Raw genomic sequence first — 22,045 nt, forward strand, 5'->3', positions numbered from 1 at the left:
ATGCATACGGGTTAAATTACCATCCCAGCTGCTTTAAATGCCTGTTCATCTATCTTTCGTAATTGTGCCAAAGAAATAAACTCACCTTTGTCGGTATAAAATTCTGATGGATGCATGCCACCCTCTTTCATTAGCCGGTAGCGTACTTCACCAAATACCTGCTTTTGTCGCCAAGCGGGTTGTCGTTGTATCCATTGAAGAAAGGTTGTGTCGGCTGGTATTTGTCCATCCATAGAGGCCCGAGTGCTTTCGTCCATTTCATCAACATCCATTCCCAATTGACGCCATGATTTAGTGATCAATGTTTCAGTCGAACGGCAATTCCAGTGAATTTTTCCTGGGCCTTGCAAATAGGGCACTCTATGGCCGATTGGCTTGCCTTCAAGGGTATATTTCAATCGATCGCGAATAATACAAGCGGGCGACGTTTTATTATCCAGGGTAGATAACCACTGTTTACCCGCCATAATATCGCTATTCGCTTCGGCAAAATGATTTCTGGCGGTTGCCTGCAGATGATTAATTGCCGTTTTGGCAATGGTTGTGGCATTAGCCCGACTAATTTGTAACGCACCGTCTTTATAACCTTGCTTGGCGTCACCACGGATGTTACGGCCAATTTGCAATGCACTCTCCCCATTTAAATAGCCATTGCGAACGGTATTATTAATGCGCATCATGCGGTCTTTTTCCAAACCTTCGGCCCACTCAGATAACAGTTTTCCCTGAAATGGATGTGCTATCACCGCTGCATAGAGCATATCTGTGGTGAGACTCATTAATGGATATTGACGAAGAACACCCTCTGGCATTAGAAAATCAAATAAAGCCGGATAATACTCTACTTCATACGCTGCATGCGCTTTCATTTCGTCGCTTAACAGTGAAAACGCGCTGGCTACCGCATTCTTATTAATCGCCTTAACACTGGCTAGCAAAGATGCTAATCGCCTAACAGTAAAACTCTCCGCATCGATATTAGCGTCATCCAGCACCACAATTAAGGATGCACTGAGCTGGGCATCAAAGGCATTCAGGGTGTTAACCATCTTTTTAGCAACCCCACTACCGTAACGGCTGGTAAACAGCGAATGCGCAAGTAACTCATCCATCAGTCGCTCATTCACCGTTCTCATTGCTCACCTATCATCGTGGGTTGCTGATTGTTAAGTTCGTCAATGACATCATCAACCTCATCCGCCGGATTGATAATGTCAAATTTTTGCAAGTTACGAACCATGTCAGACTGACGGATGGCATTGGATTGCCAAGCGGTAACGATTTCTCGTATCATGGTACTATCAGCAATGTGATTGACCAAGTCTCGGTTAATTTCAAATGAACATTTATCCGGTGCAGCATTCACGTATTCTGCGCACCATTTCAATCCCTTGGTCAATGCTTCTGACACATTTGAGCAACAAGTACTTAAAACAGACGTTTGGGCGCTTAATTCACCCACCGACTGGATAACCGTTTTGACTTTACTGTCTGCAGAGACTAACTGCGCCCCCAACCCCACCATATAATCACGCTTGCTGTCCATCGCTTCTTTCGCTAGCATGTTAGGCTGTGCTTGAATGTAGCCACAGGCACCTTGCTCAGGTAACAAAATGGGTGAGCGGGAGCCGACTAATATGCCCTTTTTCTCTAACCAGTCACGCCATTCATCTTTCAAGCCACTAATATAGGGTTGCACTTGGCCACAGAAAAAAACCGAATCTTCATAATCGGCGGAATTTCGATAATGACCCAAATTGATTTTGGCGAGTCCTAATAACGGCGCTTCATCAATCGTGTGATCATTATTTTGAGCACCGATAAAGGTGAACGGAATTTCATCCCACGCACCGCCAATTTTACGCTTTGGAATATATTCAACATCCATTTGGTAAACGCTACTGCCTGCGGGTTTACGATACACTCGACAGATAAATTTCCCATCTTCAATAGCAAGAACCCGGTATTGAATGACATCCTTAAACCCAAAACCCGCTTTTTCTTCTACTGTTTCACGTAATACCACCAACGTTAAGCGATTACGGCCATTAATGCGTTGGGTTTGCCAGTTAATAATGTCTTCAGCTTTGTATTGAAAAAAATAAACTTGGTTTGCCTCATCATTATAATCGACATACAAGCCATGCCGCCCCACTTCCAATATCGATTCCAATGATGATTGCGCTAATTGATAAAGACTGGAGCCCGCTCCATCTGCATCTTCTTTAAGATAAGCCAGCTTTTCATTAATCTCCACGAGCGGATCTTTTTTAAACGCCATTCCTATCATCCCGTTACGGGTATTGCCGGTTATCGGATAAAACACCGCGCGATCTTGATAATCGCTATTACGCTTCCTTTTCCGTTCTTTATCCGACTCTTCTAATATCGGGAGAGAGTTTTTTACTGAATCATCCCCTTTACAGACTGTCCGAACCAATCCCCATTGCAACGTAAATAAATTATATTCAGGACGGATAAAATCAACATTAGTCATACTCATTAGAATGTGGTTCCTAAATTAATCTCAAAGGCGGGACGCTGTTTATTTTTTCGGCTAACCGCAAAATACCTGAAGGCATCAGCATCATGAGAGGTGAAATCATGCAGTGGCTTGTCTTTCCAGCAGCCGAGCCTGTCATTCCATTCTTTGCGATAAGCTTCTAGATTTGCGATACCCTCAGCACATTGATGTTCATCAAAAACACAATGGGGTAATATTTCACGTACCGCCTCAATCCCTTCATCGATCGATAATCTTGGCACGACATCAAATCGTATTGTGTATTTCTGTCCACCAATCTCATAGCCTTCTCTGGCGATTTCACGCCGTGATTTCGCATCCGAGCCAAATTCACGATTATCGATATCATGGGGAGCATGATGACTGGCGTAACGGTAACCTTTATTTTTTAGCACCGCCATATAGTGCCGTAAGCCCTCACCACTATTTGCGTAGTGATCGATAACATGAAATTCCTTGCCCACCTCACGCACAAACCAGATTGAGGTTGAATCCCCCACGCCGATATCCCAGAAAGTATGAACGGGCAAATGGCGGTTATCAGGCAGTTGTCCAATACGCTTGTTTTGATAGAGATAGCGAAATTGTTTAGCATAATAAGCGCCCTCCACTGATTGTTGGAAGGCTTCAGATGGCACTGAGGGATATTCCCGTTTGATATCATCGCCAAGCGTTTTTTCTTTGGCGTAATACCACGCTTTCTGTCTGTTGGTTAACTCAATCCCGTGCTTTTCTGCCAATTCATCGAAATAATCGATTAACCGTTGAGGTAATAACGAAACAGGCGTCATTGAATAGTCAGGATTTTTCCACCAGGGGAAAAAAAAGAACTTCCAGTCTAATGGCGAAAGCGGTTTTGCCTGAATTTGCGCTTTCTCAGCAGATTGACAGTAATTATAGAAATACCCTGCTCGTCCCTCCGCTGTGCTTTCTATTGTCGTAAAACACTCACTGGAGACGGCTTCAAACGCACCGGTAACAATTTCTCGTGCCTTATCAGGATATTTTGCACATATTTTGCCAAATTCAGAGATATGTAAATAACGCAATGTGCCACCACGAAAGGACGTACTAATGTAAAGTGAACCACCCTTTTTAAAAACCAACTCTCCCGCAGAATCATTACTGGCAGGATTGGCTGCCTTGATTTCGGCTGGCAGTTTGTCGTAAGCGTATTTGACTTTTTCCCTGAAAAGGCGCCTCGCATCAATTAACGTATGCGCAATCAACGCACATTTAGCCGACTCAAATAACGCCGCATCGAATTGAATGATACACACTTCCGTAGTGAAACCCAGTTGACGCGCTTTAAGAATGATATTGCGGGTATGCATGCCTTCAAAATAGGTTAACTGCTCAGGGGTCATGTTAAAGCGAATTGGTTTGCCGCTTTTATCCGTTATCCAATAGAGATGGTTTAACCGCCAAAACTTATTGCGTAATAATGCTAAATGTGCTGGTTTCATAACTATCCTTTAGACAAATCATCCATGAGGTCAGATAGCGTACCAACTACATCATGCTCATTTTTTATTTGTTCTCTAAAAGCCTGTACTGAGACATGCTTACCTAAAAGCTCAAGGTTTTTGATTTTGTCAGGCCACTTTATTTTTTTGAGCAATGCTTCTGCGCCATCAACTCGTATGGATGCAATGTCAAAACCGCTCAATGTTGTTCGCCACACTTTTGGCCAGTCTTTAATCGGTCTTATATCGCCTGATTCGGTAATAATATCCAACACATCCATCTGGTCGATAGCAACCAGTCGCTTAAGCACGTAGTCAGCATTAACCTCAATGCGATTCTTGCGTTCTTCCATGAGGGTTTGGATGCGCTTTTGAATGTTGAGTTTTGCTAAGTTTTGACATGCGATATCTTTTGCCGTTTTTTCACTGTACCCGGCTCTAATTGCTGCCTGCGTCGCATTTAAATCAATCAGGTACTCTCGACAAAAGGCTTCCTGCTTGTCTGTGAGAGTCATAATAGCTACCTTAATTAATGTTTATGTTTAGTTGCACTCTTCGCCCACCGTTTAGCCTGATTGAGGCAATCTTCTATCATCTTGCCTCGTCTGCTTGCGGGTTGTTTGCGGTAATACCGGATCGCTTCACTGGTGGCTAAGCTGGCGACAGATAGAGAAAAGCCGAGCTTGATTAACTCGGCCTTGACATTGGCTTCGATGAATTGCTCAGGGGTCATGATAACGCTCTACGTTATTCAAATGAGATATTGCTGAATTTCAGGTTTGCCCATTCACTTTCTGGTGGCAAAATAAGCATTCCTCTATCATCTTTAACACCAATATCCGAGATCATATCGCCAAATTCATGAAGCAGTGCGTTCATATACTTTATACCACGGCGGTTTAACTGTGGAACTTTGCAAGCGCAAATTATTGCTCGTGGATCTGCTTTTTCGCTGAATGGTGTCATCAATTTCATATAAAACCCCGCTCTCCATTCTGTCGGTTTTCTGCCCCCGAGATAACCATCAAGCAAAGGCATCAAAAAATGACGACTGACTTCGATATCACCAGTATCATAGCGGTATACGGGGCGACGATTCGTTGCCATCAGGTAATACATATAAGCCTCGGCTACTCGCCAGCAAAAGAATTCATGTGTAGTCATTTAATTAAGCCTCTATCAGTCCAGGTATGGTCATTTGCATTTCTTTGATCAACCTTTCTCTTTCTGATTCAAGCTTATGCTTTTCTCCACCAAGACCCCATTGATTCATAATCTTTGCAGCACTACTTACATTACTTTTTTTATTTTGATAGTGAAGTTCTAATCGATTTGCCTGAGCAAACTTATCTAAATGACCGAGAATCGCCGCACGAAATGTTTGATAAACTTTAACTTCAAATGCAGGAGACAACCAGGCAGCATATCTTAATGCAATCAATTCATGAGCCCATGTTCCCTTCTCATTTCCACCATTAAATACAGTAAGTATTTGATTTTGTTACAGAGTGTTTTTTAGCACTCTGGTCACTTCTTCAACAAATTCCTTAATTCCATCAGATTGTAAGAATTGACTCGGTACTTGCCATTTTTTGGCTAAACCACCTGCAATAGCTGCTTTGTGCAAATCATTAAGGTTATAAGTCCCATGCTCATTGCTGCGAATATGAATATTTTCGATATCAATAACCGAGTATTTCATATGATGCTAACCTTTCAAAAAAGAGACCTCAGCTCACACAGAACGCACAGACCCCGAACGCATCATGATTGACTGACGTTCTCTGAGGTCTATTTTGTGAATTGTCTCGGGTTTATTTAGATGCGCGGTGAGTGCGCGTTGAAATAAGAGGACGCCTTGTCGCTAAGGAGTCCCTAATAATTTAAAAAATTTGTTCAAGTATTAATCGCGGGACAAAATTGTCCTGCGGTGGTTGTCAATAATGCTGGATGTTCCCATGGTGTATGGGGGCTAGAACTTGTTGCTATTCGTTAAGTCAGTTAACAAGCTATACAACAGAAATAAAAGTGAGCTTAGTCCTGAAATGACCCAGGTGGTCAGTTTGACCTCTTGTAATAAAAACAATGAGTTAAATGGTTTTATTGACACTGTGTTTTGATGTACTGCTGTAAATACTCCGTCTGCTTTTCGTTCTCAACAATCATCGCTCTGAGACGGAAATAATCTTCTCGAGCTGATGCGCTAAGTTGTGGGCTGGCTTCATCATATCGGCTCTTGGGGGTAGCGGTTTTGGGTATTGGACACACGGCGTTAATGCGCAACCACTTAGCGCCAGCGCGAACAGCATCATTGAGCTTGGTAATTTGAGCTTTGGCATTATCGAGTTCCTCGGTGTGTTTAATATCGAGTTGGTGCAAAGCATCGATCTTATCCTGCTGTAATTTCACGGCTTCGAGTTGAGCCTGATATTGCTGCTTTACCGTTTGGTAGTTTTGTTTGACGGTTTGGTAACGGCTGTTGGTGAAAACGAGTGATAAAATCAATCCAGCAATAATCACTACGATAAATGCGTAAGGTCGCCATAACATATTACGCTCTCTATTTCTCGACGGGTCATTAGCCCTTTCTGTTTTATACCCTCATCGTATACCCAGCGTTTCATCTCATCACACGCCCCTTGTCTGTCGCCTGCGTTGAGTTTTTTGAGCAACGTTGACTGCCTGAAATTACCAATGCCAACGTTATAGACAAACGAGTAAAGGGCGGCCTGTGTGAGCGTATTGATATTAACCTTAATTAGTGGGTCAACATAGCGCTTGACGGCTTTGAGGTCATCATCAAGCCACTTATCACATTCCGCTTTGGTGTACGTCCGATTACGCGCAATATCGTTGCCTGTGTGCCCATAACAGACAGAAAGAATACCGCCACCGTCAAAATAGGGCTTAAGTCTCAATCCTTCGAAATGGGTTATCATGCTTGAGGCCAGAAATAACGCACTACCGCCTATCGCCATCAATATTTTTTTCGGTATTTTCATACTGACGCTCCTTGAGTTTGTACTCCTTTTTGCGGTAGTAGACGTTGATTAAAAATGTCCCTATCGTGCAGCCGATACCCATCACCGCTACCCATTGCTCAAGGGTGAAAAAACCTAGAACGGTCGTCATAATGCCCCAGAGATAAGCCGTCGGGGTTGAGTGTTTTTCAAACATACGCATATACCCTACCGTTGAGGGTTCCATTGCTTTGGATTAAAAAGGGAGACAGCGGCTTTACTTGTTTATGTTTCTGGCTTTGTGAGTATTGCAGGGGGACAAATGAAAAACCCCGCAAAAAGCGAGGCATTATTAATTTTTTATTTATTGTGGCATTAAAAGTAAAATTAACTAAAAAAACAATTAAGTAATAGAGCATTTAACCATATTTCTCAAACCAACCTCATGGTTATAAGGGTAGGGATCTTTAGCTGGGTCACCATGTCCAAATGCAACCCTCAGCCCATATATTTTTGCTTGCTTATCTACAGCGCGTCTGTATTCTTTTTGATAAAGAGATAATTCACTTCCGCTATTATCTTCTTTTTTTGCATTAAAAAGATAAGTAACTGGAATATTATCAAATCTTATATGCTTATTACTAATAACCTTATCAATATTCCTTGCTAAAGATGCTTCATCTTTGTCATTTTTTGACAATGATTCCACTGATGATATGGATTTAAATGAACTGGGGCAAATTGGGCTTATATTCATAATTAAAATTCCTCATGAAAATTACCACTTAAAGCATTAGTGTAACAATATGATTAAAAAAACATATGAGAGATATTTTCAAGGATTTTAATAATTCAATAACAAAAAGCCCCGCAAAAAGCGAGGCTCTAATATAATTTAAGCGCTAACTCGATAGCTTTGCGCTACTATAGCATATAATACTGTACGGATGTACGGACAGTCAAGCATTTTACTGAGTATTAGATCAGTATTTAACGTCGCTGTAGAAATTGCTGGATTTCCGCTTGTTGCCAACGTGTTAGTGTATCTGCCAGAACGAGAGTCTGTTGCTGATAACTCTCTTCAAGTAATTGTTTCATCTCAGTTAACACCTTGTCTGCATCTTCACGTTTGCGCAGCACTCGCCTTACGGCCTGTTTCTCTGCCTCATAAGTAGCTTCTTTAACGCCATTAGTGAAGTTATAAATCTTTTCGCATTCTTTTGCGATTATCGGTATTTGGTTAACTTCAAAGTTTTGAGGTGACTCCACACCTGTTGCATGACGGAGCGCATACCAGATACCTTGCGTCCACGAACGCTTAAATCGGAAGCCGTTAGCCATTGTCCAGATTAAACGAGAAAGATGTGAAGTATCATCTGCGGTTAGTAATTCTCTCGCTTCTGGCTGATGTTTAGGATGTTCATATTTACCCGTTTTGCAGATAGATGGAAGAACTTCGTTGAAGAAGCCAATCTTGAAATTGTTTTGCTTCAGGTTTATTGCTGCGAAAAATCACACGGTACAAATTAGGTTCATTCACAAATGCTGCTTCTTGTTCTCTTCCGATAGAATCAGTGATGTACGTTTTGCGTACCCCATCTTGATCTATTACTTCAGAAGCTACACGTCGTGAATTTGTGATCGTTAGAACTTCACAAACATCTTTAAGACAGAACCACGGTTCAGCATCAATTATTTTTATGCGTACATTATGAGTTTCTTTGAAAGAAAATGAGATTGATAAAGCAGCCATGTTCGGCCTCCTTATGTATTTAGTCTACAACTACCAGTTAGTAACTGGTAGCCAGGTGTCAACTGAGCTACATAAGACGCTCCGGGCATATTCCCCTTTCGAGTATTTTATTACGCCTCTCCACCCGGCCTTCGGATGTGATTACGCCGTATTACGGACATAAAAAAGCCGCATGGCTATCGGGTGCGGATGACCGCTTATGTATTCAGTACGGTCAGCATACGATAGTCTATACGGTATTGTCAATTTGTTGCTTTAAGGAGTGTGTGAACAGTGCCCGCTATGTAGGATTCAGCCCTACCCATGTAAGCCGTGATATAATCGGGTCTTTTCTTCCAGTTTTTAGCTATCATCCGGCATGAAATATGATGCTGATAGTGTAAGCAAATAATATTGTATCCGTCGATGTCATATTTCTTTAATCCTGCTACGGCCTTATCAACAATTTCGCCTTCTTCATCGCTTAACCAAGGTCTGTCATCATCGAATTTAACAGGAGCAATGGAAGACATACCTTTGTACTCGGTTCCAATGCGGCTCATGCTCCAGTTTCCCCATCCTTCGAGTAAATCTTTTACGTGCCTACTCATCTCTCCTCCGGCAATAAAATATGAATAGGGGCATGGTTTCAATGCCCTGCTTTGAATGTCTAATGGTGGTTTAATGTGTATGGGTTATTTCTTCGCCATTCGAAAGGTAATACCTGCCTGATACCAATCCGGTAAGAAAAACTCAATACGCCCTGAAAAACCTTGCAGTCGCATCGTTTTCATTCGTTTTAGCTCACTTTTCATTTGACGGTAAATTTCGTCCATCTCACCTGATTTTAGTCTGACAGTTGTATTTGCTAGCATAGCTATTTTGGCAATGGTCATCTCGCCATAAGTTATTTCTGCATGCGCGGTAAACTCGTATGGGTCTTCACCTAACTTACGATGACAGCCTATACAGTGCGAAAAACTATTTAAGGGGTGATAACGGGTGGCTTTGTGTCGCCTTGATTTGAAGTGTGAGCAGTGCAGCTTAGCGCGTTCATGCTGAAAATATCGTCCGCAATAATCGCATATCCAGTTTGTTCTTTCGCGGACTAATTCAGAGAACACGGCGTCGTATTTATCTCTTTTTAGTGCCATTTAATTTTCCTGCGCCTGTTTTAATTTCATATACTCCGAGCTTTCCGGTATTGTCACGAAACAACGTACGCCAATCGCCCAGCATTCCACTTTTTGCATAAAAACATGCATCTCACCCGTATCTAACTTTGATGTCCTCTTAAGCGTCCTGACGCGCTCTGACTGCTGTGTGGTCACATCAATACGCTCTACCACTTCATAACCGAGAAATGTATGTTTCAGCATTTCCTTCACCTGCTCAGCGGTAAAGTTAGCGTTGTTAGCACACAGATATTTGCTTATCTCAGATGCCCATAAATGAAAAAGTGAGTTTTGAGACAGGCTTCTGGTTTGCTTGTAGGGCTTGATGATGAGTTGATGCGGTTGGTTTGTTGCGAGAATAGCTTTTAAGGTTTGCCAGACGGATTTTTTCGTTGATTCGTGGAAGAGTAGCTTGTCTTCCATCACCTAATCTCTCTCATCTCCACGCCTTTAGCGGTATAACCGGTTAACTGTTTCCCCGCTATCCGTTGACGCTTTTTTGTCAAAAAATGGATATGGTCTTCATAGACATAGTAGTATTTGCCATCGACGAGAATATGTTTAAAAGCTTTCATTGGTTGATTTACATACTGCACAAATCGTATTAACTTATTGTTTTTAAATGTTTCTTTTGTGCGCACCTGTTTGAGTGTTTTTTCTTTACATCGGTAAATCCAAAAATCATTGAGCTTGCCGGTTATCTTTCTGGTACGTACTTTGATATAACCAAGTCGCTTCATTAGTTTGCTAAATTCCGCGTCATTACGAATTAAATTCCCGGTATATCGTAGCGGTTCAGCTTGCCAGTCTTTAGCCTTATAGATTTTTATCAATCCGCGATGATGATATTTATTTAGAATCGTGTATTTATCGCCTTGCTTCGGATGACGGTACAGCGTCCAATTATCGACCGCTTGTTTCCGTGCTTGTTGGTCAATCAACAACGCAAAGGTAGCCAAAGGTGAACCGTCTTTACGTTCAGTAAAATTCTTACTGACTTTGCAGATAATATTCAGTGCATAACTATCAATATCTTTGGGCTGCACAAATTCATAATAATCATTATTTTTCAATTGATTAGTTGTGCGCACCTCTGAATGATAATCATAAGATTGCTTATCCTGACCTGTCAGTCCGATATCGCTATCTGCCTCATGAACGGAAATCCCAGAGTTTAGCCAGACTAACCCATTACCATCGTGTCTTAGTCCCAAATCCGTTAATGTGCAGAGACCATCGTTAATGACTGACCAGTTGCCTGAAATAACCGCTTTTCGGGGTTAAATATATCGAAGTCCTCACTTTGGGCACAAAGATGTCCCTCACAGCGATTTGCCATGCCTTGAATGTTCATATTTTTGCCTGTTTGATTTTTATTTGGTGGGATTTAGCGGAGTACAGGTGAAATTTTCTATTGACACTTTTGGCAATTTGCCACGATTTCCAGCCTTGTCACTACCAACAGTCCAGTAGTAATCCAGTTTTCTAAATTGCATTTTAAACATGGAAGGCTGGGATAACATTTTCAGGCAATCCTGTTCTGATAGTGCTTTGTCGCTAAAGCGATACCAATGCACAGGCTGGCCACCATCCTTAACAATGGTTGCTTCGATTTGGTATTTCATTGGGTTTCCTGATTATTCGAAGATATTGAAGCTGGGTTTAATCTCTAGAGACATTGTTGTTCATCCAAACTTGGTCATAATCACTGTTTGGCATGTTGGCGATATAATTGTATGGACTTGTATTTTCTTCTGCCAAAAATTGATGGGCTTGCTTGTCCAGATACAACGAAATTTTTCCTTCCCATCCTTCCCCGTTTCTCTGTTTTTCTAAACACAATATGGAAGCCGGCTCTTTTAAATACTCCCGCTCTTTTTCAGTTAATAGTTGACTGGCCTCTAGCTTCTGTAACGCTCGCTCTCTGCGCTTATTTCGCCAGATGATGAAAAGATTATCGGCAAGGTCAGTGATAGAACCCGAGCCTTTTACGTCCATTTTCCCTGTGGGTTTTTCTTCACTTTCCGATTTACGGCTGTGTGTCACTAAAATAACGTGGCTTGAGGTTTTGTTTTTAAAATCACACAATGCATCCATGAAGGCTTTTTGCCCATTGTAATCATCATCGGCAAGCCCGCATTTCATCAGGCTATCTATGATAAACAGATTGATACCATATCGGCGGTTTGCATATCTGAAGATTTCCAGTAATCGTGATGATTTCGCTGTCCCTGTTAAACCAAATAACCAGAGCCTATCATCATAAAACTTAAAAGCGGACTCAATTTCTAATTGTGAGGGTAATTTAGTGCAGGTTGCTTGACGGGTTAGACGCTTTAAAAACGTTGCGGGTTTTAACTCAAATGAAGCAACACAAGCCCTGATTTCCTGACGCATCGCTTCACACAGAATATGCCCTAATATTTCACTCTTACCGTGCCCATTAACCCCATTGAGTAGCGTTAACTCAGATTCACGATAACTGAAATGTCGATTTAATGACTCCCAAGGTGTCTTGAACAAATATTCCTCTCTGCCGTAGAATGCATCAAGCGTGCTCTGATAAAAATCTCTCGCTGTGCAGAGTTCTTCTGGGTCAAAATAAGCGGCTGTTTCAAGGCAGTGTACAATTTCCTGCTGTGTCAAGCCAGCCTGTAAACATTCGTTAATGTCCTTGTGGGGCAATTTAACTAAACGACACCGATATTCCCCTAATCGACGAGCAATTTCCAGGGCTGCTTGTTGCCCCACTTCGTCATTGTCCATCGACAACCAGATTTCAGTAAAGCGGTCAAGGTTATGAAATTCATACTCAATCCATTGTTGTTTTGCCCCACTGCCTCCACCAAAAGGAACCGACAATGCGCTTAACCCGTACTGATGATAGCTCATGCAATCAATTTCACCCTCGCACAATATGACTGCACGAATCGCTTTAGGCAACGCCTGCCAGCCAAACAAACAAGGTTCACAATCCGCTTCAACTGAAATGACCTTTTTCCCATGAGGTCTGACTGTGCTAATGCGTTTTACCTGTATCAGTTGGCCTTCTCGCTTGTAAGGGAACGCTATAGCGGGTAATTCCCTGTTATCTTCAGGTGACCAGACAATCCCATCGCTGACCTGAAATTCTTCTGCCGTTTTGCGGTCTATGCCTCGTGATTGAAGATATTCGTAACAGTCTTGTGGTTTACGGACGGTTTTCTTCAATGATGCGGGTTGTGGGCGTTTAAACTGTTTTTTCCGTTTTGCTTCAAATGCACCGGATTCATCCGCTATCCCAAGAAACTGTTTTGCTTCGGCCATCGCCTGATGCAAACTACAGTCCCTGACCTGCACCCACAAATCGAGTAAATCTCCCCCTGTTCCCTCAGCAAAATCTGACCAAACCTTTTTGCCAGACAGATTAACTTTTAAACTTTTCCCCTGTTCCCCCTGCACAGAGCCAGCCACCCACTCATACCCCTCTTTTTTGCCTTGAGGTAAGAGATAGTTAGCCACTCTGACAACATCAAGCCATAAGCGCTCAGATAATTCTGTAATGGTAATCATGCTTCCCTCAGATTGAATCTATTGAACCCGTATTGCACAATGCCAGCACTTAGCCAGCCGTGGTTGTGCCCACGGATGAGTATTGATTTGATAATTGATTTCATGATGAATAACTCAAAAAATTAATTTTTAGGCCACTCAAACTTAATTTCTCTAAAGCTCTCCATACCGCATTCTGAGCAGCGATAAAATTTTAGTGGTCGAATTACGTTTAAATCGAGAAAACAACTTAGAATGGATTACAGAGCGTTTTAAAGGGTATCTGAATAGCAAATTGAGATTGAATTTTAGATTTTTATAAAATTTGGCGTTTCCGTGGCAGATATATTTCCATCATCAGAAAAATACCAAGCCGTTGCTAACAGTAAACGTTGATGTGGTGGTTGTTTGAGGTTTTGGTGAATGTGATTGTATTACCGGTTTATCATCCAGCCAGCGTTTGCCATTGAGGTAAGTGGCAGGATGTAACTTTTCAAAGCCAAACTGATTAGCCTGTAACCTCGCACGAATATCAGCCACAAGAAATTCGGCAAACTGTTCCGCTGTCTCACCTATCTCTTTCCGCCACAACTTGAATTGAGTTTTAAATGCTGACTTAGCTGATTGCTTACCCACCTTTCGTTGAACCTGTGGCCAGAATATGCCTTCAAACGCTAAATCAATTGTATTTTGATTTGCTGTTGTGATTTCAGATTCTGTTTTTTCAACCTCAGATCGAACGGGTTCGATCAATATGTTTTTATTCTTTGTAGTAATCTCTGTAGTAGTCTCTGTATACGTATCACGTTTAGCCGTAGGGGGTGTTACGTTTTTTCGTAGGGGGTATTCCGTTTCAACGTAACCCCTATTACGTTTTTTCGTAGGAGCTATTACAGAAACTGGTTTTAGTTCAGGTTGATTATTAACCAATTGTGTAGCGTTAGTTATCTCATCAATGCGTGCAGGAACAGGTTCAATAAACAAAACATTACAACAAGCCCCGGTTGAAGTATTAATTGTACGGAGTTCTAGTGTAATAATACCTTGCGATTTCAATCGTTTTAAGGCATCAGTCACTTCTCGTTTTGTAAATCCGAACTGATCAGCAAAAGATTGATAGCTACGCTGTAATTTGTCACCCTGAAAACGCTTGCGCCATCCTGTCAGTTCACCCGTAGACTCATCCCTAATTTCAGTTGGACGATACCAGTAAATAATTTCAGACAGTAAAACAATAGCGGTGCTATCAGGTTTTCCACTTGGCATTTTGATGTGATGCCACCAGTTAGCAGGGATAACATTACCAGACAGATTTATACGCCCAATTTGGTTAACGGTCTCGGTTGGAGTAAGATGTTTCATTGATTACCTCTAATTGATTCTTGACGATGTTTAAGCCTTAATTTTGCATCTTCAAATGCGGCTTTTAGCTTCTTGGCGGCTAACTCCGTGAAAGAGCGATTGACCCTCTCTCGAATAATGTTTTTATGGATATTTGACTGGTAAAATCGTAGCTTTTTTGGCATAATGACCTCGCTGAAATTGAAAGAAAAAAGGGAAATTTGGCGTTTCCCTTCTCCTTGAAATACTAGTTAAATACAACACTCGATCTGACATTCTGAAGCTTCATCGTTTTTTAACCTTGAAGCTTCTTTTTTTGGCAGTCTCAAATGCTCCAGCATGTCTATCAGCTTGCGTATTTCTTCACCTGATATATTCGTAATAACAAGCTCCTGTGTCGATGAATCAGGCACACTCACCACATGCCTTGGCAAGCCGTATTCTGAAACGACCTGACAGGCTAATTTAAAGATTCTGGTTTTATCCCGACTCGCTGTTGATGGATGAATTCCTAGTGATTTAGCAAACCCGTTATTACCCCCTTCTGATGCCATCTTCTGGTAGAAGTAAGATTCTAAATGCTCAGGTTTGCAGGTGATTTTAATAGTATTTGAATATTCCATGGTTATAATCCTTAAGTAATAAAATTCCCTACCTCGATATTCCTATGAGGTTGTGGCGGCTCTAACGCATATTCAGAGCGAGTCAAAATGTTAAAGAACGGTCTTACTTAGATGGTATTTTGCTTTTCGGCGGGTATACCATCTGTTGGGTTTGGGTAAATGTCAGGGCGTAACTCATGGGGAGTGATCTGCCACTCTAAAACTTCACATAAGCGAAGAATTTTTTTAGGAGGTACGCCATTTTTAAACCATGAACTTATAGCTTGAGGTTCATGGCCTATAAAATTTGCAATTTCAGTTTGACTAGCTATTCCAGCTATACGTTTCTTAATGTTTTTATCCATAAAGCAGCCCTCAATATAGAGATTTATTAATTTACAAGAAAAAATTAAAAAATCAAGAAATTCTTTCAGGGAAGATTACAAGGAAATGTTGTAAAATAATTTTATGAAAGATCAAAAAAACATAAATTCATCCCTGAGAATTATTCAGGTGTTAAAAAAGAATGGCTGGAGCCAGTCAGACTTAGCAAGGAGGCTAAGTATTAGCCCACAAGCTATTCAACAGTGGGTGAAAGGCATTAGTTCACCTAGAGGAACTAATTTAAAAAAATTATCAGAAATTACAGGATTCCCGCCTCATTGGTTTTTCATGGATGAAGCTGAAGAAAAAGCATCTCATTCGAATGTAACAAAATCCGCAAAATTATCAGAACAACATAAAATTCTTATTGAATTGTTTGAAAAGCTCCCTGAAAGTGAAAAGAATTTACTAATTGACTCTCTTCATGAAAAACAGCGTCATTATGATAAATTATTTGAAGAACTTGCTAAAGCTCGCGGAAAAAAATAATCTAATTATCAAATAAATAAACTCTCTTTTGAGTTTTGCTCAACTTAATTTTCAATTTTTAATTGAAAATACACTTGCAATTTACAATATTTTCTTGCAATCTATATCCCATCAACTCACTGCAACAGGCAGACGCCAGACAATACTCCGAGTTATCTGAAACCTTGCCAGACGTTGCCAAGTAGCCAGCCTGAGGCATATGAACATGAAGGCAAGTGCAGCCATCAGTAACTAAGTCATCTCGCTCTTTAACATATTGGAATCAAGCTCTGAATAAGCGTTAGAGCAACACCACCAAGTGAGTTTTGGGGTGTGTGAATATAAAAAACACTCAAATCTCGGTTTTATACCAGGGAATAAACAGACTGTGAGTACAAACCGAAAGTATTCGGCACACACCACTAAAACTTATTTAGGAGGTAACAAAATGGCAACCATTATCTTTAAACCTAAAAAAGACAATGTTAAATCTCGTCGCCTGGCAAAACAAATGGCATTTTGGGATAGAAAACGCGCTGAATATGAAGCTAAGCCCAAGCCACGTTCTACAAAGAAAATCCTTGATTCCATATTCAACAAGCAAGATGATACCGTTAATACCCTTGCATCACTCACTCTCAATCTAAAAGACAAGAAACCTCAGCCTTCGTTTGATAACTGTTGCTTACCGAATACTTATCTCTATTCTGCAAGAAAATACTCAAAAACCCGCAAATTAAGAATTGCATAACAATTTGATAGTCTTTGCAGCAATCTTATCCTACACTTAGTCCATAAGTTTGAGATAATAGCTTTCCCTCCCGATGGGCTGGGAATTTGAAATCTCCCAATTTCAGGGAGGCCAGGTTGTTAAAGAGCGGTTATTGTTTAAAACAATCCATTAATAAAATCAAAGCGAATTATTTTTCAGAGTTCTTATTGTTTTATTTTGATAGAGGTCAGCCTCAAGCATTAGGTTCTTTTTAGTCAACTTTTCAATTAAAAGGGCATATTTCCAAGGGATAACTTCCCCCCAAAGACTAACTGTAGATTTGGAAATGTTAAGAACTTTTGCTGTAGCAACCGTACCTCCAAAATAATCAATCACATTTTTCTTAAGCATAAAAACGGATTTCCATCCACAGGAGATTTAGCTATGCCAGAAAGTTTACACAACAAAACAAATATGATCAATATTCAAAACTAAAAATGTTTAATAATATAAACATGAAAAAAACAACTATTAATGAACGCATCATCTTACGCATGCGACAATTAAAGCTAAAACACAAAGACATTGTCAAAGCTACTAAAGCCTCTAAAGGAGCGGTGAGTCAATGGGTCAATGGCGGGAATAAACCGTCAGCAGATTATGTGGCTGCTTTAGCCCACGTGCTTAAAGTGAGTGAAAAATGGTTATTAGAAGGTGAGTTAAATGATGAAGTAATACCCTATCATAATAAAATGAAAAAAATACCACTACTATCACTTGAGCAGGCAGTAACATGGAGTGATAGTATTATGAATAATGATCATTGGATAGAAACTTCGTCTAATACCAATAACTCTTGTTTTGCGGTTCAAATTAAAGGGGATTCTATGGTAAGTACAACTGGTTCAGGGATTTCCCTTCCTGAAGGAGCGTTCTTAATTATTGATCCGAAATATAAAGTTAGCAGTGGTCTTATAGTGGCTGCCCATTTACCTAGTTCTGATGCCATTATAATAAAAAAATTAATTATAGACGGACCAAATATTTATCTTGTTTCTATAAATCCCAATTACAAACCTATTCAAATTGACACTTTAGATTATATCATTGGTGTTGGAACTCGTATTGAGTTTGATCTTGTGTAATCAATTCTTTTCAATAACTCACTGAATTAAAAAATCAAATCTAAAATTCTTTTAACATAAACTGCCTGCCTAAAGTTTAATTAATAAAACATATATTGACACAGTAAGTTTTGTTATCTAAACTACATTCCATCAACTCACTGCAACAGGCAAACGCCAGACAATACCATGAGTTATCTAAAAATTTGCCAGACGTTGCTAAGTAGCCAGCCTGAGGCGTATGAACATGAAGGCAAGTGACGACAGTTATGCAGTACCGCTCTTTAACACTCTTTCGCTGAAAAAGCGTAACCATAAAACACCCAAACATTTGGTTTTGGGGTGTGTGAAATAACCAAAATACAGCCATTAAGTTCAAACCAACACCAGGGAACTACCAATATGACTGTAAATATAATCCGGACACCTCCGGCACACACCACCAAAACCCATTGTAGGAGGTAATATGTGTAACTTTCATGGTTATGATAATGCTCGCCGTCGTAGACATGAGCGCAGAAAAGCCAAACAAGTAGCTTACGACTATAACAAAGCACTTAATATGGCACTGAAAGCAGCCTTAAATCCAAGTAAACCCTCTCAGCAACAAACACCACCCAACACTAAACGCCCTGCTCTTTCACTAAAAAGAAAAGTGATGAGTCGTGTTGAAATAGCAATATCAATTCGTCCGACTAAAGTTTATGACTCATTTGATAATTGTTGTTTGCCAAAAGTGGCTTTGTATTCAGTCAAATCGAAACGTTACTGTACTATTTTGATGTCTGGAGATATGACGGCAAAATTTTGAAGTTAATTTCGAACTGACATTAAATATAATATATCATTGAAGGAAAAATTAATGAGCAGGCAAAAATTAATGTTAGTTCACAATCTAAAGCATGAAGATAATATTATTAATGCATCATCCACTTCATCAGTTTTGGCAAAAAGAATAGGCCATACCTTGAAAAATCGTTTTGAACCATACATTCATAATAGAGAATGTATAAAAGAACAATCTGATTACGAAGTAAAAATGACATCAAGAGCAATTGCTGCTTTTTGTATTTCTCAATTAGCCAATGTTGACGATGAAATTGCTGGTGAGTCTGTGTGTGATAGTTCAACAGACGGTGGTATAGATGCTATTTGTGTCAATCATATTGAAAAATTAGTTGTAGTTGTTCAAAGTAAATTTAACCAATCTGGCAAAAACACATGGAATAAAAGCGATTTTTTATCATTTAAAGATGCGGCAGATCATCTCTTATCAGAAAATTTCAGTAGATTTGATACATTCTTAGTACAAAAACAAAAAGATATAATAATCGCTTTAGAAGATTCAGAATATAAATTTAAATTTGCCATGATCCATACAGGAAAGAAAGGTGCCGCTTCTATTATTCTAGAAGATATGCAATCTTGGCAAAATTCTTTAAATAAAGAATCTTTAATGGAAGAAAATACTCCGGAAGAAGATTGGCCATTTCAAATTCATTTAATTTCAGCAGAAGATATTCAACAATGGTTGCGAGATGGAACATCACAACAAATAGACTTAAAAGGTGTTGAATTAATTCAATGTGGGAAAATAGATGAAAATCAACAAGCGATATATGGCACGCTAACGGGTGATCAAATATATGAATGGTATAAACAATACGGTTCAAAACTATTTAAAAGAAATATAAGAAATCTGCTTGGTAAAACAGAAGTTAATGATGCTATAAAGCAAACAGCTATTTTAGAACCAGAAAATTTTTGGTATTTTAATAATGGAATTACTTTACTTGTAAATGAAATAATACCACACAAAAGAAATACGATCAGAACTATCCATCTAAAGACATTTAACTTCAAAAATATTAGTGTAATTAATCGTGCTCAAACAGTAAGCACAATAGGAACATTATCTCATTTATCATTGGAGCATCTTTCCAGAATAAAAATTATTGCTAGATTTATAAAGTTAGAAAATTATGATTCTGATGAAATGTCAAATAAAATTACTAGAGCTAATAATCACCAAAACCGAGTCACAGGGAGAGATTTTGCTGCACAACATTCAGAACAAAAGAGATTAGCCAATGAAATGGCAATTAAAGGATATACTTACATTCTTCTTCGTTCAGAAACCGATTATAGTATATCAGAAAAAAACATAGATATGGATGAAGCTCTAAATGCCCTCGCATGTTTAACTTGTAATCATGTTATTTTATCAGCATTAAAATTATATAGAGGAAAGTTTTTTGAAAACCTAAATAGTAACTTATATAAAAGTATTTTTAATTCATCTATTTCAGGATTAATGATAATTAATGCCGTCTCATCTTTTAGATTGTTGGAAAATAACTTAAAAGAAAATGAAAAAATAATACTGGCAAGAAAAAGAATTTAATAGTTCATGGTTCTAGGGTTTTATCTGCCATAACTTTATTAAAACTAGTAAAACGAATAAACAAAAATGAAAAAATCATTATATCTGATATAGATAAAGAACGAATCAGCCTACGGCTGCAAATCGATAACCAGTAAGTACAGACATAAAAAAAACCGCCTGTAATTGATTTTAAGGCTATCAAATAAAAAAACCTATCATTCCCTATTACCCATCGTATATCTCTTCATAAAAAGTGATACAGGACGTTTTATAGCGTGTTTTGTCGGTTAGTTAAATAAGATTTGGTTAAATAATCCTGCAACGTTAAAATTGATTATTTTTTCACCCTAAAACATGACAGTTATTAATCGTTAAATGGCTAATTTCGTTTCTTTTTTCCGTGAGTTAACTTCCCGATGAGAGCTGATTTTCAACCCAAACCGTTAAAATTGCTTTTTGAGCGGAATAATGCATGGGCGGCGATCATGGAAACTACCCAACTGAGAGATATTGAAATCGAGGTGGTAACAAAAATGTTAGCCTGTGGCACAACGATGATGGGGTTCCGTCAATACTGTTGTGAAAATGAAGATTGTGCTCATCAGAAGTTAGTTTGTTTTACCTGCAAGGGACGAGGTTGTCCATCCTGTGGAACAAAAGCCACGGATACTTGGATAGACACAAATATAATGCGTTTACCGGATGTCGAATGGCAACATGGTACGTTTACGATGCCGGATAGTCTTTGGCTTCTCTTTGAATTGAATCGATGGTTACTAGGGAAACTGTTCCCGTTTGCTGCGGACAATTTACTTTATGCAGCAAAAAAACGGGGATTAACAATGGGTATTTTTGGTGCGCTACATACCTATGGGAGAAAACTAAACTGGAACACGCATATTCATCTCTCATGGACAATGGGCGGCATCAATCAAAATGAAAAATGGAAGTCGATGCAATTTGACCTCGCTAAAGTCAGAAAACGTTGGATGTGGAATATTCGACAATATCTTCTTTCTGTCTGGGGGAAAATTTACCTACCTGAAAGTTTACAGCACATAAGAGATTATGATGAGTGGAAGCGGTTTATTCTGAATGCAGGGAAAAATGCTGAAGGTAAAGATTATTGGCATGTTTATTTTGCCGACCCGACATCCAATGCCCAAAAAACAGCAAAGTATATTGGGCGTTACCTGAAGAAACCGCCAGTCTCTGGCGCAAGGCTAGCGCATTATGATGGAGGAAGTCGCATTACGTTGCGGTTTTTCGACCATAATACCGGTCATTATAAAAATTTAGATTTAACCCAGAAAGAATTAATTTTACGGCTTATCAAACAGATCCCCGAGAAACATTTTCGGATGATCCGTTATTTTGGTTTTTTGGCAAATCGAGTGGTGGGAAAATTACTCGATATTGTTAGAAAAGCAGTGGGACAATCGGCATTCAAAAGAAAACGTTCGATGACTTTTACCCTGCTAAGCCAGCGGTTTTTAGGAGTCGATCCGTTTAGTTGCATTCTTTGTGGTGGCAGGATGAAATTTTCTCGTTTTATCGAAGGATTGAGGATAGCTCAATTAGTCGATCATGCTTTAGAGATTGCTCGAATGCGTTACGTCCCCTTTTTGGGGTAAGGGGAG

At 39.6% G+C, this 22,045-nt stretch carries 30 protein-coding genes and 1 pseudogene; 6 read left to right on the forward strand and 25 right to left on the reverse strand.

All coding sequences use genetic code 11. The features are described 5' to 3' along the window. Positions 1-11: 11 nt before the first annotated feature. The 24 genes and pseudogenes from WH390_RS07720 to WH390_RS07835 form a co-directional block, all read right to left on the reverse strand. The gene (locus WH390_RS07720; RefSeq protein ID WP_032115189.1) at positions 12-1,136 is read right to left on the reverse strand and encodes a phage minor head protein; all 1,125 of its coding nucleotides are present in this window, start codon (positions 1,134-1,136) and stop codon (positions 12-14) included. After that, a complete protein-coding gene (locus WH390_RS07725; RefSeq protein WP_032115188.1) occupies positions 1,133-2,503 on the reverse strand; it encodes a DUF4055 domain-containing protein in 1,371 nt (456 codons plus the stop codon). The genes WH390_RS07720 and WH390_RS07725 overlap by 4 nt, the downstream gene beginning before the upstream one ends. Continuing rightward, positions 2,503-3,990, reverse strand: a complete 1,488-nt coding sequence (locus WH390_RS07730) for a hypothetical protein (protein ID WP_032115187.1) — start codon at positions 3,988-3,990, stop codon at positions 2,503-2,505. The genes WH390_RS07725 and WH390_RS07730 overlap by 1 nt, the downstream gene beginning before the upstream one ends. Positions 3,991-3,992: 2 nt before the next feature. Continuing rightward, positions 3,993-4,505 carry a terminase small subunit gene (locus tag WH390_RS07735; protein ID WP_032115186.1) on the reverse strand — a complete coding sequence of 171 codons (513 nt, stop codon included), beginning with the start codon at positions 4,503-4,505 and terminating at the stop codon, positions 3,993-3,995. Positions 4,506-4,519: 14 nt separating this feature from the next. Further along, on the reverse strand, positions 4,520-4,723 hold the full coding sequence (locus WH390_RS07740; RefSeq protein ID WP_032115185.1) for a hypothetical protein: 204 nt from the start codon (positions 4,721-4,723) through the stop codon (positions 4,520-4,522). Between the two features lie 14 nt (positions 4,724-4,737). After that, positions 4,738-5,154, reverse strand: coding sequence for a hypothetical protein (locus WH390_RS07745; protein ID WP_032115184.1), 417 nt, complete (start codon positions 5,152-5,154; stop codon positions 4,738-4,740). Positions 5,155-5,158: 4 nt separating this feature from the next. After that, positions 5,159-5,692 (reverse strand): annotated as a pseudogene (locus tag WH390_RS07750) (KilA-N domain-containing protein). A 398-nt stretch (positions 5,693-6,090) separates the two neighbouring features. Further along, positions 6,091-6,540, reverse strand: a complete 450-nt coding sequence (locus tag WH390_RS07755) for a lysis protein (RefSeq protein WP_032115183.1) — start codon at positions 6,538-6,540, stop codon at positions 6,091-6,093. Then, positions 6,510-6,992, reverse strand: coding sequence for a lysozyme (locus WH390_RS07760; protein WP_032115182.1), 483 nt, complete (start codon positions 6,990-6,992; stop codon positions 6,510-6,512). The genes WH390_RS07755 and WH390_RS07760 overlap by 31 nt, the downstream gene beginning before the upstream one ends. Next, complete coding sequence (locus tag WH390_RS07765; RefSeq protein WP_032115181.1) at positions 6,952-7,173, reverse strand: phage holin family protein; 222 nt, start codon at positions 7,171-7,173, stop codon at positions 6,952-6,954. Before WH390_RS07765 ends, WH390_RS07760 begins: the two co-directional genes overlap by 41 nt. Before the next feature lie 180 nt (positions 7,174-7,353). After that, a complete protein-coding gene (locus tag WH390_RS07770; protein WP_032115180.1) occupies positions 7,354-7,707 on the reverse strand; it encodes a hypothetical protein in 354 nt (117 codons plus the stop codon). Positions 7,708-7,940: 233 nt separating this feature from the next. Continuing rightward, positions 7,941-8,291: a hypothetical protein gene (locus tag WH390_RS07775; protein WP_052044857.1), complete on the reverse strand. Its 351-nt coding sequence runs from the start codon at positions 8,289-8,291 to the stop codon at positions 7,941-7,943. An 85-nt stretch (positions 8,292-8,376) separates the two neighbouring features. Then, complete coding sequence (locus WH390_RS07780; protein WP_052044856.1) at positions 8,377-8,703, reverse strand: BRO family protein; 327 nt, start codon at positions 8,701-8,703, stop codon at positions 8,377-8,379. A gap of 242 nt (positions 8,704-8,945) precedes the next feature. Further along, positions 8,946-9,293 (reverse strand): antiterminator Q family protein, encoded by a 348-nt coding sequence (locus tag WH390_RS07785; protein WP_052044855.1) that lies wholly within the window; start codon positions 9,291-9,293, stop codon positions 8,946-8,948. An 84-nt stretch (positions 9,294-9,377) separates the two neighbouring features. Beyond that, positions 9,378-9,836 (reverse strand): hypothetical protein, encoded by a 459-nt coding sequence (locus tag WH390_RS07790; protein ID WP_032115179.1) that lies wholly within the window; start codon positions 9,834-9,836, stop codon positions 9,378-9,380. Continuing rightward, positions 9,837-10,280 (reverse strand): recombination protein NinB, encoded by a 444-nt coding sequence (locus WH390_RS07795; RefSeq protein WP_032115178.1) that lies wholly within the window; start codon positions 10,278-10,280, stop codon positions 9,837-9,839. After that, positions 10,280-11,071, reverse strand: coding sequence for a hypothetical protein (locus tag WH390_RS07800; protein ID WP_052044854.1), 792 nt, complete (start codon positions 11,069-11,071; stop codon positions 10,280-10,282). Before WH390_RS07800 ends, WH390_RS07795 begins: the two co-directional genes overlap by 1 nt. Positions 11,072-11,076: 5 nt before the next feature. Then, entirely contained in the window at positions 11,077-11,211 is a 135-nt protein-coding gene (locus WH390_RS07805) for a hypothetical protein (protein ID WP_256379508.1), read from the reverse strand. Positions 11,212-11,230: 19 nt separating this feature from the next. After that, a complete protein-coding gene (locus tag WH390_RS07810) occupies positions 11,231-11,482 on the reverse strand; it encodes a DUF1187 family protein (protein WP_032115177.1) in 252 nt (83 codons plus the stop codon). Positions 11,483-11,519: 37 nt separating this feature from the next. After that, complete coding sequence (locus tag WH390_RS07815) at positions 11,520-13,406, reverse strand: toprim domain-containing protein (protein WP_032115222.1); 1,887 nt, start codon at positions 13,404-13,406, stop codon at positions 11,520-11,522. Positions 13,407-13,745: 339 nt separating this feature from the next. After that, complete coding sequence (locus WH390_RS07820; protein ID WP_052044853.1) at positions 13,746-14,750, reverse strand: hypothetical protein; 1,005 nt, start codon at positions 14,748-14,750, stop codon at positions 13,746-13,748. Beyond that, on the reverse strand, positions 14,747-14,914 hold the full coding sequence (locus WH390_RS07825) for a DUF2740 family protein (protein WP_148305543.1): 168 nt from the start codon (positions 14,912-14,914) through the stop codon (positions 14,747-14,749). Before WH390_RS07825 ends, WH390_RS07820 begins: the two co-directional genes overlap by 4 nt. Positions 14,915-14,980: 66 nt before the next feature. Further along, a complete protein-coding gene (locus tag WH390_RS07830) occupies positions 14,981-15,352 on the reverse strand; it encodes a hypothetical protein (RefSeq protein WP_032115176.1) in 372 nt (123 codons plus the stop codon). Between the two features lie 107 nt (positions 15,353-15,459). Then, complete coding sequence (locus tag WH390_RS07835; protein WP_032115175.1) at positions 15,460-15,696, reverse strand: YdaS family helix-turn-helix protein; 237 nt, start codon at positions 15,694-15,696, stop codon at positions 15,460-15,462. A gap of 103 nt (positions 15,697-15,799) precedes the next feature. On the opposite strand from WH390_RS07835, the gene WH390_RS07840 reads away from it, so the two are divergent. Then, positions 15,800-16,204 (forward strand): helix-turn-helix domain-containing protein, encoded by a 405-nt coding sequence (locus WH390_RS07840; protein ID WP_032115174.1) that lies wholly within the window; start codon positions 15,800-15,802, stop codon positions 16,202-16,204. 427 nt (positions 16,205-16,631) lie between these two features. Further along, positions 16,632-16,934, forward strand: a complete 303-nt coding sequence (locus tag WH390_RS07845) for a hypothetical protein (RefSeq protein ID WP_052044852.1) — start codon at positions 16,632-16,634, stop codon at positions 16,932-16,934. Between the two features lie 159 nt (positions 16,935-17,093). Here WH390_RS07845 and WH390_RS07850 read toward each other — a convergent pair whose 3' ends face one another. Beyond that, complete coding sequence (locus tag WH390_RS07850; protein ID WP_026824109.1) at positions 17,094-17,306, reverse strand: Cro/CI family transcriptional regulator; 213 nt, start codon at positions 17,304-17,306, stop codon at positions 17,094-17,096. 104 nt (positions 17,307-17,410) lie between these two features. Here WH390_RS07850 and WH390_RS07855 point away from each other — a divergent pair, with 104 nt between their 5' ends. The 4 genes from WH390_RS07855 (at position 17,411) to WH390_RS07870 (ending at position 22,039) form a co-directional block, all read left to right on the forward strand. Then, positions 17,411-18,040 carry a LexA family transcriptional regulator gene (locus WH390_RS07855; protein WP_026824110.1) on the forward strand — a complete coding sequence of 210 codons (630 nt, stop codon included), beginning with the start codon at positions 17,411-17,413 and terminating at the stop codon, positions 18,038-18,040. Positions 18,041-18,485: 445 nt separating this feature from the next. Continuing rightward, positions 18,486-18,830, forward strand: coding sequence for a hypothetical protein (locus tag WH390_RS07860; RefSeq protein WP_032115173.1), 345 nt, complete (start codon positions 18,486-18,488; stop codon positions 18,828-18,830). A gap of 51 nt (positions 18,831-18,881) precedes the next feature. Continuing rightward, on the forward strand, positions 18,882-20,423 hold the full coding sequence (locus tag WH390_RS07865; RefSeq protein ID WP_052044850.1) for an AIPR family protein: 1,542 nt from the start codon (positions 18,882-18,884) through the stop codon (positions 20,421-20,423). A 398-nt stretch (positions 20,424-20,821) separates the two neighbouring features. Continuing rightward, entirely contained in the window at positions 20,822-22,039 is a 1,218-nt protein-coding gene (locus WH390_RS07870) for an IS91 family transposase (protein ID WP_032114512.1), read from the forward strand. The last annotated feature ends 6 nt before the right edge of the window (positions 22,040-22,045 follow it).

The sequence above is a fragment of the Candidatus Arsenophonus nilaparvatae genome (assembly GCF_045346035.1).
Taxonomy (GTDB): domain Bacteria; phylum Pseudomonadota; class Gammaproteobacteria; order Enterobacterales; family Enterobacteriaceae; genus Arsenophonus; species Arsenophonus nilaparvatae.